We start from the raw sequence: 15920 nt of genomic DNA on the forward strand, positions 1-15920 counted from the left end.
GCCGTTCCGCTTCGATACGCTCGATATCCCATGACATCTACCCACGACCCCCACACGGTGCGCGCCGCCATGCGCGCCGATCTCGCCGTCGCGATGAAGGCTCGCAACAGCCGCGCCGTCAGCGCGCTGCGGACGGCCATCGCCGCGATCGACAATGCCGAGTCCGTGGACCAGACATCGAACACCACCCCGAGTCACGCACACATCGCAGGCGCGGCAACGGGTCTCGGTGCTGCCGAAGCGGCCCGGCGCGTACTCTCCCCCACCGACGTACGGGCCATCCTGCAGACGCAGATCGACGACCGTGCCACCGAGGCTGCTCGCTATGGCACGCTCGGGCAGGTGCAGGCCGCCGAGCGGCTGCGTGCCGAGGCCGACGTTCTCACCACGTACCTATAGCTTTTCGTAGCGCCGCGCGATGCCGTCGCACAGGATCTCGACACCCCTGATGATCACCTCGCGCGGATTAGTCACCTGCGGAAGGTCGCCCAGTCCCACGAGTGCGGCCAACCGCGGAGACTCCGGCACACCGGCATTGCCCGCGATCAGTTCCGACAAACCCGAGAAATCGGTGCGCGCACCCGGCGAGACGAGCTGCCCGCCCACCGCGCCCAGCCCCACACCCTGCGAATAGCACCACACCTGGAACACCAGCTCGGCCGCCTCGGGCGGCTGCGCCCCGAGATGACCGAATGCCTCCAACAGCCAGTCGAAGCAGCCAAGCGTGTCCGGCTGCATCCCGGCGCGCGGCACCGCATAGGCCAGCAACACCCAGGGATGGGTGCTGTAGAGGTTGAAGTCATAGTCGACCGCGACGCGCACCCGGGCCCGCCAGTCCGGGTCGCCCATCATGTTCTCGGGATAGGCGAACCGTCGCGTCACTTCCGCCGTCATCTCAATCAGAAGCGCGTCCTTGTCGGCGACGTGGCGGTAGAGCGACATCGCTCCCACGCCGAGGGCGTCGGCGATCTTGCGCATCGAGACTCCGGCCAGGCCGTCCGAATCGGCTATCGCAATCGCCTTGGCGACAATCGATTCCAGCGTTAGGCGCGGTTCCGTCACGACGCTCACCCCTCAATTCGATTGACCAGAAGAACCAATGTGCGTACAGTGTACCCGTCTGCTGCGTACGCCGTACGCGCGAAATATATACCGGAGCGATACCCCATGACCAGCTACAAGCCCACTGCGCCCGAAAACGCGACCGCCCCCGAGGGCACCCGCGCCGGACGCCGCACGTGGTTCGGACTGGCCACCCTCCTGCTGCCCGTGTTCCTGGTGTCCATGGACGTCTCGGTCCTGTTCTTGGCAATGCCACGGCTGTCCGAGTCACTCAATCCCTCAGCCGCCGAGCAGCTCTGGATCCTCGACGTGTACGGGTTCCTGCTCGCCGGACTGCTCATCACCATGGGCAATTTGGGTGACCGGTGGGGACGTCGCCGCCTCATGCTGTGGGGTGCAACTCTTTTCGGCGCCGCCTCGGTGCTCGCCGCCTTCGCCCCCACACCGCTGGCGCTGATCGCGGCCCGCGCGTTGATGGGCGTGGGCGGGGCAACTCTGCTGCCGGCCAGCCTGGCTCTCATCGGCGTCATGTTCCCGAACGCCCGCCAGAAGGCGCTCGCGGTGGGCATCTGGGCGGCGGCTTTCTCCTTCGGCGCGGCCGTCGGACCGGTTATCGGCGGCATGCTGCTGCACCACTTCTGGTGGGGCTCGGTATTCCTCATCAACGTGCCGGTACTGATAGTGCTGCTACTGACCGCGAACGCGCTCATCCCCGAGTATCGCAACCCGGTGCGGGAGCCCTTCGACCTCGCCGGCGTCGCGCTGTCCATGATCGGCATCATGACGCTGGTGTACGCCGTGAAAGCCGTGGCAACACATGGTTTCTCGCCATCAGTTGCGGTCACCGGCATGCTCGGCGTGGTCACCCTCACGGTGTTCGCTCGCCAACAGATGCGTAACCCGCACCCGCTGCTGGCACTCGACTTGTTCCGCAACCGGACCTTCAGCGTGGCGATCGTCGGCACCATCGCCGCGATGGCCACCTTCGGTGCCACGACCTACCTCACCGGGCTCTACCTACAGTCGGTACTCGGGTTCGATGTGCTTGCGGCGGCCTTCCTAGGCGTGCCGATGGCGGTCACGGTCGCCTACTTCTCCATGGACGCGGCGCGCATCGAACGTCTACTCGGGGAGCGCTGGACGTTCGTGGTCTCGCTGTTGGCGATGGCCGTCGGCAATGCAGTGCTGCTGGGGCTGGGCCCGCACGGACCGGTGGGCGTCTACATCGCGGCAACGGTGATCGTCGGCGCGGGCGCCGGGGTGATGTTCACCTTCGTCTCCGCCGTCGCGCTCAATGCCGCCCCCACCGAACGGGCCGGGCAGGCGACGGGCATCTCGGAGATGAGCTTCGAGCTCGGGACCGCGTTCGGGCTGGCATTGTTCGGCGCGCTCGCCTCGGCGGTCTTCACGACACGCACTCATGTGCACGAGACGCTCGGGCAAGCCATGACCCGTGCCAAGGACATTGGTGGTGACGCAGGCGTGGCCGTGGCCGAGCTCGCCAGGACCGGATGGACCGATGGCATCCACGCCGTGGCCGGGCTATCGACGCTCCTGCTCGTGGGCACCGCGATCGCGGCGGCTCTCGTGATGCGCCGCGCGGATAACTGATCGCGGGAACCTTCGAGGGTCCGGACTCGTAGAACACGTATGACCCGCGAGATCCGAGACATCGACTCCACCAACGAGGCCACGGCCCACCGCGTGATCGCCACGGCATTCGCCGAGGATCCCGTGGTCCGCTGGGTCAACGCCGACCCTCGGCGCGACGAGGCGATGTTCCGTGGGATCTCGCTGGCCCTGCATGGATCCGGACAAGGCGCGTACCTGCTGTACGAGGACGGCGTGGCCGTCGGGGCGGCCCACTGGGATCCACCGAGCTGGGAACCGCCCGCCGCCCAGAGAACGCGGGCCATCCCGATCCTGCTCGGCGCAATCCGGTTGGGTGTCCTCCGCGGCGTGGCCGTCGCCCGGGCCGCCGCCGCCGTGCGCCCCAAGCACCCGCATTGGTACCTGGCGACCATCGGGGCCGCGGTCCCCGGCAAGGGCATCGGGTCCGAGCTCCTCAAACATCAGATCGATCAGATCGAGGGGCCCGCATACCTGGAGAGTTCCAACATCCGAAACAATCCGTTGTACGAACGATTCGGCTTCAAGGTGGTTGAAGAAATCAAACCGACGTCCACCGGTCCGAGCCTGTGGGCCATGTATCGAGACTGATTGCGCCGCAAAGATCCTGATGAGGGGCCTGCCAGATTCCTGAGAATCGGTAACGGTCGCGCCTATGGTGGCGATGGAATACCTAGAGTCGGGGGGGTATTTAGTAGTGGTAGCCAGTAGCACAGAAGGTTGAGATGACGACTGTTCCGCCTGCCGACGCAGCAGACACGTCGATGCGGATATTGGACTTTCCCGGCGAGGACACAGACGCCCCCGAGCAGCCCACGCGGTGGAGCAAGTTCACCCCGGGCGAGTCCCAGCTGCGAGCCGCGGCCTTCGGAACGCTCGTCGGCCTGCTGATCGCGGTGGTTCTCGGAGCCGCCTACGGCGCCCAGCCCGGCGGTTCACTGTGGGCATTGAACAGGACCGCCTTCCCTACCCATTCCCAAGACGTCGCCGTGCGCGCGGTGGTCTCCCAGCTCAAGAACGCTCAGGACATCCTCGGGAACGGCAAGCAGCCTTCTTCCGATCAGCTCAGCGAGGCCCGCACCTCACTGAACGAAGCTAAGCGGGGACTGGAGTTCGTCTCCGCCTCCGATCAGCGCACCTCGCTGCAGAACCTCTACATGCAGCTGAACCAACAGCTGCGCCAGTACACCCCTGAGCAGGCCCAACAGCTGCCCGCGTTGCCCGCACCCCCGGGCGTGAACGCCGACGCGAATCTGGCCGCCAACGCCTCACCGGTAGGTGCGCCGTCACCACCGCCGAGCTGGGGTTACGCCGCCGCTGCCAGCGGACCCGCCCCCGCTCCGCAGACATACTGGGCTCCCCCGCCTCCCGGCATCCCCGTCGACCCGGTGGCCGACTGGCCGGCACCCATGGCTCCGCCCCTGACTCCCAACCTGGGCGATCTCGGCGGGTTCGACCCGTCGTGGATGTTGCTCTATGGATACAACGTCGTGGACTGGTTCAACTGGGGCCTGTCCGGATTCAACCGGTACGGCTATGACTTCATGGGATTTGACCGGTGGGGTTATGACCGGTGGGGTTATGACCGCTGGGGTTATGACCGCTGGAGCTATAACTGGGACGGTTACAACTGGGGCGGATACAACCGCGACGGCCGCGACCGGGATGGCCGCAACGAATGGGGCCAGTACCGCGACGACGACCCCCGTGACCAGGGTTGGTACGACAGGCACCACCCGTTCCGGCAGTACTACGAGTGGAAGTTCCAGAACACCAACCCGGTGTTCAGTCGCAACCTCTGGGACCAGTCGCACGGAATCGACCCCGCCCAATATCGGGACTGGAACCTCAATCGCAACTGGGACAACCCGTTAGAGCGCGATTGGTCCCCCGTGGCTCGCGTCGCCGATCGCCCGGTCCTGACCGAGCCGGTGGTGAACCTGGATGCGTCGCTGGCGCAGTTCCTGGCCGAGGACAAGACGGCCCGCCCGTCGGGAGATCTCATCAAGGAGCTGTCGACCAAGTCGACCCGCAACTTCAGCAAGGAGCTCGCCAAGCAGGCACCCGCTCCCGAGAAGTCGCCGGATTCGACGACTCCTGTCGAGGAAAAGGTTTCCGCCCCACCGGCATTGACGGTGACGGCACCCGTGGCGCCACCCAAGGAAGTGCCCGCGGATTTCACACCCCCGTCACTTCCTACGGTTCCGCCGCTCACGCCGGCTCCCTCCACCGAGCCGCGCGCGACGACGAGCACCACCGGCCCGGCGCCGTCGACGACGCCGTCACACTCGCCGACCCCGACGTCCGAACCTGCGGCTCCCCCCAAGGACGCGACGAGTGTGCCGACCCCGGCACCCAGCTCGGCAGCCCCGGTGCCCACGCCAAAGGACGAGCCATCGACACCGGTCACCACCCCGGCGCCCGTCACACCGGTGACTCCGGCGACACCGCATCAGACCGTGACCACGCCACCGGTCGAGACGTCCGAGCCGTCGGTCGCGCCGGAACCGACCAAGCAGCGGACCACGCCGACACACGAAGTCCCGACGTACCAAACCCCCACGTACGAAGCCCCGACATACGAGACACCCGCGCCGCGCGCGACCGTGGAACCCGCCCCGCAACCGACGGCCGAGGCTCCGGTGAAGCAAGCACCCGTGGAACGTGAGGCGCCCGTGACCCGGGAACGACCGACGCGGGAACAGGAAGCTCCGACACGGGAAGCACCTACACGCGAAGCGCCGACGTACAGCACACCCGCGCAGTCACCGGGCAGCGGGCGCGGCTCTCACTAGCAAGGCCCCCAGCCAAGGTCGAGTAAGGGTACCCTTACTTCATGCCTACAACATGGATGGACACCGCAATACGCCAGGTGCGCCGGGTCGGCGACTTCCCCTTTCCGCACCAGGCGGCCTTCCTGCTCGACAATCCGATTCACCGAAAATTCGCGAATCCCGCCGGGGTAGCCGAGCGGTTGGCGCTGCGCGGTAGCGAACGAGTGCTGGAGATCGGACCGGGGCCGGGAGCCTTCAGTGCGGAGATTGCCCAACGACTCCCCTCCGGGCATCTCGACCTGTTTGACGTGCAGCCCGAGATGCTCAAGAAGGTCAAACGCAAGCTCGACCGTGCCGGATACCGAACCGTGGGATTTCATTCGGGCGATGCCAGCAACGGGCTTCCCTTCCCCGACAACACCTTTGACGTCGCCTTCCTCTCCAGCGTGATCGGTGAGGTTCCAGATAAGACGGCATGCATCCAATCGCTGCGCAAGGTCCTGAAACCCGGCGGGAGGCTGGTCTTCCACGAGATCTTCCTCGACCCCGATCGCCTGGGAATCCCCGAACTACGTGCACTCGCCGAACCGGAGGGCTTCACCTTCGCGTCCGCAGCCGGAAGCCGTTGGCGCGACATCGTGGAGTTCACCCGAACGGAAACTGCGTAGCGCGCATCGCGCAGCCGTGTGACGAGGCCTTCGAGCCGATTTACCTCGTCACACTGCGGCACGTGTTGTATTGACAGGTGTGAGGAATACCATATCTAGATATATCGTTAGTTTAGGTAATCTGATTTTCAGACTCCCCTAGACCACCCTGTCGATTCGAGGCTGCCCCATGACCGTGACCAACGTGACCGACCCGCAGCTGGAGCGGCTGTCCCGGCGTATCGAGACCCTGCGCGAGAGCGATCCACAGTTCCGTGACACCCGGCCCGATCCCGCCGTCGCCCAGGCGGTCTTGCGCCCGGGCCTGCACCTCTCCGAGGCCATCGCGACCCTCATGACTGGATACGCCGAGCGCCCCGCCCTCGGCGAGCGTGCGCGCGAACTGGTCGCCGACGACGACGGACGCGCCACCCTGCGCCTGCTCCCCCGCTTCGACACCATCACCTACGGCGAATTATGGTCCCGCACAACCTCTGTCGCCGCCTCCTGGCACCGTGACCCGGCTCATCCCGTTAGGGGCGGAGATCTGGTCGCCACCCTCGGATTCACCAGCATCGACTACACCGTGCTGGATCTGGCGATCATGATTCTCGGTGGCGTCGCGGTACCGTTGCAAACCAGCGCACCCACATCGCAGTGGACCACCATCCTCGCCGAGGCCCAGCCCAATACCCTGGCCGTCAGCGTCGAATTGCTGGGTACCGCACTGGAATCCGTACTTGCCACCCCGTCGATCAAACAGGTCGTGGTGTTCGATTACACCCCCGAGGTCGATGACCAGCGGGAGGCCTTCGAGGCGGCAAGCGCCCATCTCGCGGAAACCGGCATCGCTATCGAGACCCTCGCTTCCGTGATCGCCCGTGGTGCAAAACTTCCCGCGGCCCCGCTGTACGCCCCGGGTGACGATCCGCTGGCGCTGCTCATCTACACCTCCGGCAGCACCGGAGCCCCGAAGGGCGCCATGCACAGCGAAAACATCGTGCGCCGCTGGTGGATTCGTGAAGACGTCATGGCCGGGACCGAGAACCTGCCGATGATCGGCCTGAACTTCATGCCGATGAGTCACATCATGGGCCGCGGCACCCTGACCTCCACCCTGTCGACCGGTGGCCTGGGCTACTTCGCCGCATCCAGTGACATGTCAACGCTTTTCGAGGATATGGAGCTGATCCGGCCCACCGCGCTCGCCCTGGTTCCCAGAGTCTGCGACATGGTTTTCCAGCGGTTCCAGACCGAGGTGGACCGACGACTCGCCGGCGATGACACAGACGCTGATGCGGTAGCCGCCCAGGTCAAGGCCGAGATTCGCGACAATCTGTTCGGTGGCCGGGTGCTGGCGGTCATGGTGGGCTCGGCCCCGCTGTCCGAGGAGCTGGGCGAGTTCATCGAGTCCTGTTTCGAGCTACACCTCACCGACGGCTACGGGTCCACCGAGGCCGGCATGGTGTTCCGCGACGGCATCGTGCAGCGCCCGCCGGTGATCGAGTACAAGCTCGTCGACGTGCCCGAGCTGGGCTACTTCTCCACCGACCAGCCGCATCCGCGCGGCGAGCTGCTCCTGAAGACCGACGGCATGTTCCTCGGCTACTACAAGCGCCCCGAGGTGACCGCCGGCGTCTTCGATCCCGACGGCTTTTACATGACGGGCGATATCGTCGCCGAGCTCGCCCACGACAACATCGCGGTCATCGACCGTCGCAACAATGTCCTGAAGCTCTCCCAAGGTGAGTTCGTGGCGATCGCCAACCTGGAGGCCGAGTACGCCAACAGCCCTGTGGTGCACCAGATCTACGTGTACGGCAGCAGCGAGCGGTCCTATCTATTGGCTGTCGTGGTCCCGACGCCCGAGGCCGTCGCGACCGCCAACGGTAACGAAACGGCACTCAAGGTAGCCATTGCAGACTCGCTGCAGGACATCGCTAAAGAGATCCAGCTGCAGTCCTACGAGGTCCCGCGCGACTTCATCGTCGAGCCACAGCCCTTCACCCAGGGCAATGGTCTGCTCACCGGGATTGCCAAACTGGCACGCCCGAATCTCAAGACGCACTATGGCGATCGGTTAGAGCAGATGTACACCGATATCGCCGAGCAGCAGTCAGCCGAGCTCAAGGCGCTGCACGGCATCGACCCCGATAAGCCCGCTCTGGAGACCGTACTCAAGGCCGCACAGGCACTGCTCGGCGTCTCGTCGGCCGAACTGTCCGAGGACGCTCATTTTACCGATCTGGGCGGGGATTCCCTTTCTGCACTGTCTTTCTCGGATCTGCTGCGCGACATCTTCGGTGTTGAGGTGCCGGTCGGCGTAATCGTCAGCGCCGCAAACGACCTGAGCGGTATCGCGACATTCATTGACAATCAACGTCATTCGGGTTCTACGCGCCCCACCGCCGAAACGGTGCACGGCGCCGGGCACACCGAGATCCGTGCCGCCGAGCTCACGCTGGACAAGTTCATCGATGAGGCCACTCTCAAGGCCGCCCCATCACTACCCAGGGCGGTCGGGGTCCCGCAGACCGTGCTGCTTACCGGGTCCAACGGCTACCTGGGCCACTATCTGGCGCTGGAATGGCTTGAGCGCCTGGACAAGACCGGCGGCAAGCTGATCGTCATCGTCCGCGGCAAGGATGCCGACGCCGCCTACCGGCGCTTGCAAGACGCCTTCGACACCGGTGACGCTGAACTACTTGCGCACTTCCGGTCGCTGGCGGACAAACGCCTGGAGGTGCTGGCCGGCGATATCGGCGACCCGAACCTGGGTCTGGACGCCGACACCTGGCAGCGCCTGGCCGACACTGTCGATTTCATCGTGCACCCGGCCGCGCTCGTGAACCACGTGCTGCCCTACAACCAGCTGTTCGGGCCGAACGTCGTGGGTACCGGCGAGATCATCAAGCTGGCACTGACCACCAAGATCAAGCCCGTCACGTACCTGTCGACGGTGGCGGTCGCGGCATATGTCGATCCGACGACCTTCGACGAAGAGTCCGATATCCGGCTCATCAGTGCGGTGCGCCCTGTCGACGAGCTGTACGCGAACGGCTACGGGAACAGCAAGTGGGCCGGCGAGGTGCTGCTGCGCGAGGCACACGATCTCTGTGGCCTGCCCGTCGCGGTGTTCCGCTCGGACATGATCCTGGCTCACAGCCGCTACACCGGACAACTCAATGTCCCCGACCAATTCACCCGCCTGATCCTCAGCGTGATCGCCACCGGCATCGCCCCCGGCTCGTTCTACCAAGCACAGGCGACCGCCGAGCGTCCGCGAGCGCACTATGACGGGCTGCCCGGTGACTTCACTTCCGAGGCCATCACTACGTTGGGCATACAGGTGGCTGACGGCGCCGAGGGCTTTGTGACCTATGACTGCGTGAACCCGCATGCCGACGGAATCTCGTTGGACAACTTCGTCGACTGGCTCGTCGACGCCGGATATCCCATCCAGCGCATCGACAATTACAGCGAGTGGTTCGCACGCTTCGACACCGCCATCCGCGGCCTGCCCGAAAAACAGAAGCAACACTCACTGCTGCCGCTGCTACACGCCTTCGGGCAGCCCCAGGGTGCCGACGACCACGGCGTCGTTCCGGCCAAGCAGTTCCAGCATGCGGTGCAGGCCGCGGGCATCGGTCCTGTGGGCCATGACGGCACCACCGACATTCCGCACCTGTCCCAACCGTTGATCGTCAAATACGCCAAGGACCTGGAGCAGTTGGGGCTGCTGTAGGTCCAGGCGAGCCCATGCGCTTACACAATCCGCGGTTTCGTAAGCTCGCCCTATGACCAGTACGGACAGCGCCAAGGACGCCCGCCGCCAGCGGTTGGGTGATCGAGTCAGACGTCTGTTCGCCGAGGATCCGCAGTTCCGCGCCGCCAAACCCGATACCGGGGTAGATGCCGCGGTCGAGGTACCCGGTCTGCGGCTTGCCCAGGTGGTCGCCACCATCATGGACGGGTACGCCGAGCGGCCCGCCCTCGGGCACCGGGCCCAGGACCTCGTCACCGACGACAACGGACAATCGACGTTGCACCCGCTGCCGGAGTTCGAGACCGTCACCTACGGGGAGCTGTGGGGCATGGCCCGCGCGCTGGCGTCGGCTTGGTACCACGATCCAACCCATCCGGTCCGGGCCGGAGACTTCGTCGCGATGCTCGGCTTCACCAGCGTCGACTACACCGCGATCGATCTGGCCTGTATCCATCTAGGGGCGGTGGCGGTACCGCTGCAGACCAGTGCTCCTGCATCGAACTGGACCGCGATCCTGGCCGAATCTGAACCCTCGGTACTGGCGGTCAGCGCCGAATTATTGGATGCTGCACTGGAATCGGCACTTGCCACACCGTCGCTGCGGCATATCGCGGTATTCGACTATCACCCCGGAGTCGATGGTCAACGGGAAAGCCTCGAATCGGCGCAGCGCCGTATTTCCGAGGCCCACCTGCCCATTTCTGTTGACGTGATGTCGGCGGTCATCGGGCACGGGCGGGCGCTGCCGGACGCCCCGCTGTTCACTGCGGAGGACGGCGCCGACCCGCTGGCCTTGGTGATTTACACCTCGGGCAGCACCGGTACACCCAAGGGGGCGACCTACACCGAGACAATGGTGGCCAAACCGTGGCTGCGAGCCGACACGCTGAGTTCCAAGGCCGAAATTCCGTTGATCAACCTGAATTTCATGCCGATGAGTCACGTGATGGGACGCGGCAGCCTGGTCACCGCGTTGGCCTGCGGCGGCCTGGCCTACTTTGCCGCATCCAGCGACATGTCCACCCTGTTCGAGGACATCACGCTCACCCGCCCCACCGTAGTCACCCTTGTTCCCAGGGTGTGCGACATGCTCTTTCAGCGCTACCGCAACGAGGTCGACCGCCGCACCGCGGTGGATTCGGCGGCCGATCCGGCCGCCCTCGACGCCGAGATTAAGACCGACATCCGCGAAAACCTTTTCGGTGGACGTGTTTTGACGATTGTCTGCGGCTCGGCTCCCCTCTCCGACGAGCTCGCCGCGTTCATCGAATCCTGCCTGGATGCCCGGATCACCGACGGCTACGGGTCCACCGAGGCCGGCGTCATCGTGCGCAACGGCCGGATCCAGCGTCCACCCGTCATCGACTACAAGCTCGCCGACGTGCCCGAGCTGGGCTACTTCTCCACCGACAAACCCCATCCGCGCGGCGAGTTGCTCGTCAAGGCGGAGTCGGTGTTCACCGGGTATTTCAAGCGTCCCGATGTCACGGCCGAGGTCTTCGATCCCGACGGCTACTACAAGACCGGGGATATCGTCGCCGAGCTCGAGCCTGACAGGATCCAGATCGTCGACCGCCGCAACAATGTCATCAAGCTGTCGCAGGGCGAGTTCGTGGCGATCGCAAACCTGGAAGCCGAATACGCCAACAGCGCACTGGTGCAACAGATTTGCGTCTACGGCAGCAGCGAACGGTCCTACCTGCTGGCGGTCGTCGTACCGACCAGCGAGACACTCGAACTGAGCCGCGGCGACGACGAATCACTCAAACGCCTCATCGCCGAATCGCTACAGCAGGTCGCCCGCGATGCCGAGCTGCAGCCCTACGAGGTGCCGCGCGACTTCCTGGTGGAGACCGAACCGTTCACGGCCGCCAACGGTCTACTCACCGGGATCGCGAAGCTGGCGCGGCCCAAGCTGCACGAGAAGTACGGTGCCCGCTTGGAGCAGCTGTACTCCGATATCGCGAGCGCCCAGGCCCTCGAACTGCAGGCCCTGCACTCGGCAGGACACGAAGGCAAGCCCGTCGTCGATACCGTGCAGCGCGCGGCAACGGCTCTCTTAGGGCTGTCCGCAGGCGACGTGAGCCCGGACGCCCACTTCATCGATCTAGGCGGCGATTCGTTATCCGCGCTGGCATTCTCGGACCTACTCCGCGATATCTTCGCCGTTGAGATTCCGGTCGGCGATATCGTCAGCGCCGCCAACGATCTGACCACCATCGCGCGCATTGTCGAGACACGTCGCGGGTCGGACTCTGCGCTTTCCTTACGCCCCACCGCCGAATCGGTGCACGGCATCGGTCATACCGAGATTCGTGCCGCAGATCTCACACTGGACAAGTTCATCGACCCGGCCACCCTCCAAGCCGCACCCTCGGTACCCCGAGCGGTCGGGATTCCGCAGACGGTGTTGCTGACCGGCGCCAACGGCTACCTGGGACGGTTCCTGGCGCTCGAATGGCTTGAGCGCCTGGATAAGACAGGCGGCACCCTGATCGCCGTCATCCGCGGGAAGAACGCCCAGGCCGCCTATCAACGGCTCGAAGACGCCTTCGACAGCGGTGACTCCGAACTGCTGCAACACTTCCGATCGCTGGCGGACAAACACCTGGAGGTGCTTCCCGGCGATATCGGCGACCCGAACCTGGGTCTGGACGCCGACACCTGGCAGCGGCTGGCCGATACCGTCGATGTCATCATCCATCCGGCCGCGCTGGTAAATCACGTGCTGCCCTACAGCCAGTTGTTCGGGCCGAATGTCGTGGGCACCGCCGAGATCATCAAGCTGGCACTGACCACCAAGATCAAGCCCGTTACGTACCTATCCACTGTCGCGGTGGCGATCTCCGTGGACCCCAAGGTATTTGACGAGGTTGCCGATATCCGCGCCATCAGCGCGGTCCGGCCCATCGATGCGGGATACGCCAATGGATACGGCAACGCCAAGTGGGCCGGCGAGGTGCTGCTGCGCGAGGCACACGATCTCTGTGGCCTGCCCGTCGCGGTGTTCCGCTCGGACATGATCCTGGCTCACAGCCGCTACACCGGACAACTCAATGTCCCCGACCAATTCACCCGCCTGATCCTCAGCGTGATCGCCACCGGCATCGCCCCCGGCTCGTTCTACCAAGCACAGGCGACCGCCGAGCGCCCAGTCTCACACTATGACGGGCTGCCAGCGGATTTCACGGCATCGGCCATCACGGCCCTCGGCGTCTGGGTCGCTGCCTCGGAAGGCATCCACACCTACGATTCGGTGAACCCTCATGCCGACGGAATCTCGTTGGACAACTTCGTCGACTGGCTCATCGACGCCGGATATCCCATCCAGCGCATCGACAATTACAGCGAGTGGTTCGCACGCTTCGACACCGCCATCCGCGGCCTGCCCGAAAAACAGAAACAGCACTCCCTGCTACCACTGCTACACGCCTACCGGTATCCGCAGCACGCACACAACGGGGCCTTCCTGCCCGCGATCAGATTCCGGGAAGGCGTCCGGACCACCCAAAGCACCGACATTCCCCACCTCTCACGGGAGCTCATCGTCAAATACGCGAAGGACCTCGAACAGCTCGGCCTACTGTAGTCACGCGAATTTCTGTGTCCCGCTTTCAATTACGAGTCGATACCGGCAAAAGCCCGCATCGGGAACGGCGCGCGGTGTTAGTGTCGCCGCCATGGGACGCTGGTCGCGCGATGAGCTGGAGAACATGTTCGCCCACCACCTGAAGGTGGTCGACGAGATCAGCCCGAAGGGCGAATGGGCCAAGTACGCCGACCTGTTCGCCGAGGACGCGAAGTACATCGAACCCACCTACGGGACCTTCGAGGGCCGCGAGGCGATCCGCGAGTGCATGGTCGACACGATGTCGCAGTTCCCCGGGGTCGAGATGCCCCACTATCTATCCAACTGGCACGTGATCGACGAGGAACGCGGTTGGGTCATCTGCGAGTTGGTCAACCGGATGAGGGACCCCGGCGACGGAAGCATCTGGGAAGCAACGAATATCAGTATATTCCGCTACGCCGGCGACAAGCAGTGGGCCGGCGAAGAAGACGTCTACAACCCCATGCAGTTCATGACGGCCATTCAGGGCTACGTGCAGCGGTCCAAAGAACTCGGCTCGTTGTCCCCGACGGCGGAGACGTTTGGCACGAACATGGGCTGGCTCAGCTAGCGCGATGAGTTGCCGAGAAAGCACTCAGGTACGCAAATCATCCCAAATCTGTACATGGTTGCCTTCTCGGCATCATGACCGGGCTAGGAACCGCCCGGCCTTCACCGTGCTACCGAAGCCGTCGACGAAGGTGCCGTAGGAGTACACCCGCTGCCCGCCGACGACCGTGGCGGCGATTGCCCCGTCGTTGCGGCACACCTGCCGGGACACCCCAAACTCGGCCATATGCTCCTCGTGGTACTCCTCAAGCGAATCATCAAGGCCCGCAGGGTCGATGACAGTTATGTCCGCGGTGTCGCCGAGACGCAGCCGCCCGGCATCCAGGCCGTACCACTCGCCGAGCTCGCCGGTCAGTCGGTGCACGGCGGCTTCCAACGGCATGAACGGCTTGCCCGCCTCGCAGGCGTCTTTGACGCGCTTAAGTAGCCGGAGCCCGGCGTTGTAGAACGACATGTTGCGCAGGTGCGCGCCGGAGTCGTTGTTACCCAACTGGAAATGCCGGTACTTGATGGCCTCGTTGAGCACGTCGGTCCGATCGTTGGCGATAGTCGTATGCCAACGCACCTTCCCGGGGTACTCGGCAACCAGGTCAAGGAAGGCATCGACGGGCTGCACACCTCGGTCATCGGCCACCTGCCCGAACGACTTGCCCACCACCGATTCATCTGGGCAACCGACGATTTCGGTGTCATACATGTCCCGGTTCCAGGCCACCACGCCATATTTCTGGGCCATCTCCTTGCGGAAGCGTCGCCGGTAACCCTCATCCTTGATCAGGTCGACCCGCTGGAGCTGATCACGGATATCCAGCGCTGCCGTGCCGGACGCGAACTCCTCGAAAATCACCAAATCCATACCATCTGAATACAAATGGAATGGCACGGCCAGCAGCTGAAAGTTCACCTGGGAGCGCAGCAGCGGATTGAGGGCACCCGTCGCCGCCTTCAGAAGTTTGATCACCGACCGGTTGCTCTTCAGATCGAAAGCGGCCAACAGGGTGGTCTTGAGCGAGCGCCGCCACGGGCGACCGCCGCTGAGCAGGAAGTGCATAACGGTCTCGGGCCGCTTCTCCACATCCAGATTCGACTGCACGATGGCGCCGCGTTTGCGCACCACGTCATAGAGGACGCCGTATTCGCGCCAGGTCGCATAGGTGGATGGCAACTGCCGGCCGGCGAACCGGGTGCCTTCCAGCTTGGAGAAACGCAGCCGGTCGGTCGACAACCCCGCGAATCCGGCGTCGAGCGCGTCGGCCACCATGGTGCGCATGCGGGCCAGTTCCTCGGACGTGGGCCGCTCGCCGTTATCGGTGGCGCGCGCCAGACCCATGACCGCCGCGCGGATATCGGAATGTCCGATCAGCGTTGCGACGTTGGCGCCCAACGGAAGCGATTCGATGAGCTTGCGGTATCCGCTCGGCCCTTCCCAGTTCTTGTGCTCCTTGAGAGCCGAGTGGACCGCATCCCAGGGCAGTGCCTCCACCCGAGCGAAAAGGTCGGCAACATCCTCCGGGTCGGCGTACACCGCGGACATCGAGCAGTTGCCATAAATGACGGAAGTGACACCGTGGCGCACCGATTCACCCAGGCCCGGGCTCACGAGCACCTCGGCGTCGTAGTGAGTGTGCACGTCGATCATGCCGGGGATGACCCATTTGCCGGCGGCGTCGATGACCTCGTCGGCGTCGGCCCCCGACAAGTCGTGCGCCATGGCCACGACCTTGCCGCCGCGCACCCCGATGTCCTGGGCTTTTCCCGGCGCGCCCATCCCGTCGAACACCAGGCCACCGCGCACCAGCAGGTCAAATGTCGCCATACATTGAGCGTATCCCTCGGCCTCATCTGCGTCTTCACAGGTGTTG

The 15920-nt window shown here is 64.6% G+C and carries 10 protein-coding genes; 8 read left to right on the forward strand and 2 right to left on the reverse strand.

Annotation, left to right across the window (positions count from 1 at the left end):
- Positions 1-30 precede the first annotated feature (30 nt).
- A complete protein-coding gene (locus tag FZI91_RS19110) occupies positions 31-399 on the forward strand; it encodes a hypothetical protein (protein WP_155940646.1) in 369 nt (122 codons plus the stop codon).
- Here FZI91_RS19110 and FZI91_RS19115 read toward each other — a convergent pair.
- Positions 394-1062, reverse strand: coding sequence for a TetR/AcrR family transcriptional regulator (locus FZI91_RS19115; RefSeq protein WP_162525972.1), 669 nt, complete (start codon positions 1060-1062; stop codon positions 394-396). The two genes, FZI91_RS19110 and FZI91_RS19115, sit on opposite strands and share 6 nt — an antisense overlap.
- Before the next feature lie 105 nt (positions 1063-1167).
- On the opposite strand from FZI91_RS19115, the gene FZI91_RS19120 reads away from it, so the two are divergent.
- From FZI91_RS19120 to FZI91_RS19150, 7 genes are all read left to right on the forward strand, one after another.
- Positions 1168-2673: an MFS transporter gene (locus FZI91_RS19120; RefSeq protein ID WP_155940647.1), complete on the forward strand. Its 1506-nt coding sequence runs from the start codon at positions 1168-1170 to the stop codon at positions 2671-2673.
- A gap of 39 nt (positions 2674-2712) precedes the next feature.
- Complete coding sequence (locus FZI91_RS19125; protein WP_155940648.1) at positions 2713-3282, forward strand: GNAT family N-acetyltransferase; 570 nt, start codon at positions 2713-2715, stop codon at positions 3280-3282.
- 134 nt (positions 3283-3416) lie between these two features.
- A complete protein-coding gene (locus FZI91_RS19130; RefSeq protein WP_155940649.1) occupies positions 3417-5486 on the forward strand; it encodes a hypothetical protein in 2070 nt (689 codons plus the stop codon).
- A gap of 56 nt (positions 5487-5542) precedes the next feature.
- Positions 5543-6133, forward strand: coding sequence for a class I SAM-dependent methyltransferase (locus FZI91_RS19135; RefSeq protein WP_162525977.1), 591 nt, complete (start codon positions 5543-5545; stop codon positions 6131-6133).
- Between the two features lie 169 nt (positions 6134-6302).
- Positions 6303-9857: a carboxylic acid reductase gene (gene car, locus FZI91_RS19140; protein ID WP_155940651.1), complete on the forward strand. Its 3555-nt coding sequence runs from the start codon at positions 6303-6305 to the stop codon at positions 9855-9857.
- A gap of 52 nt (positions 9858-9909) precedes the next feature.
- Positions 9910-13467: a carboxylic acid reductase gene (gene car, locus FZI91_RS19145; protein WP_155940652.1), complete on the forward strand. Its 3558-nt coding sequence runs from the start codon at positions 9910-9912 to the stop codon at positions 13465-13467.
- Positions 13468-13558: 91 nt separating this feature from the next.
- On the forward strand, positions 13559-14059 hold the full coding sequence (locus tag FZI91_RS19150) for a nuclear transport factor 2 family protein (RefSeq protein WP_155940653.1): 501 nt from the start codon (positions 13559-13561) through the stop codon (positions 14057-14059).
- Positions 14060-14131: 72 nt separating this feature from the next.
- Here FZI91_RS19150 and FZI91_RS19155 read toward each other — a convergent pair whose 3' ends face one another.
- Positions 14132-15874 (reverse strand): amidohydrolase family protein, encoded by a 1743-nt coding sequence (locus FZI91_RS19155; RefSeq protein ID WP_155940654.1) that lies wholly within the window; start codon positions 15872-15874, stop codon positions 14132-14134.
- Positions 15875-15920: the final 46 nt, after the last annotated feature.

The organism is Mycobacteroides sp. CBMA 271, from assembly GCF_009729205.1.
Taxonomy (GTDB): Bacteria; Actinomycetota; Actinomycetes; order Mycobacteriales; family Mycobacteriaceae; genus Mycobacterium.

What these genes read in the sequence shown, in the direction of transcription:
- FZI91_RS19125 (WP_155940648.1), top strand. Translation starts at nt 2,713, where the DNA reads ATGACCCGCGAGATCCGAGACATCGACTCCACCAACGAGGCCACGGCC.
- FZI91_RS19135 (WP_162525977.1), top strand. Translation starts at nt 5,543, where the DNA reads ATGGACACCGCAATACGCCAGGTGCGCCGGGTCGGCGACTTCCCCTTT.
- FZI91_RS19150 (WP_155940653.1), top strand. Translation starts at nt 13,559, where the DNA reads ATGGGACGCTGGTCGCGCGATGAGCTGGAGAACATGTTCGCCCACCAC.
- FZI91_RS19130 (WP_155940649.1), top strand. Translation starts at nt 3,417, where the DNA reads ATGACGACTGTTCCGCCTGCCGACGCAGCAGACACGTCGATGCGGATA.
- FZI91_RS19120 (WP_155940647.1), top strand. Translation starts at nt 1,168, where the DNA reads ATGACCAGCTACAAGCCCACTGCGCCCGAAAACGCGACCGCCCCCGAG.
- car (WP_155940651.1), top strand. Translation starts at nt 6,303, where the DNA reads ATGACCGTGACCAACGTGACCGACCCGCAGCTGGAGCGGCTGTCCCGG.
- FZI91_RS19155 (WP_155940654.1), bottom strand. Translation starts at nt 15,874, where the DNA reads ATGGCGACATTTGACCTGCTGGTGCGCGGTGGCCTGGTGTTCGACGGG.
- car (WP_155940652.1), top strand. Translation starts at nt 9,910, where the DNA reads ATGACCAGTACGGACAGCGCCAAGGACGCCCGCCGCCAGCGGTTGGGT.
- FZI91_RS19110 (WP_155940646.1), top strand. Translation starts at nt 31, where the DNA reads ATGACATCTACCCACGACCCCCACACGGTGCGCGCCGCCATGCGCGCC.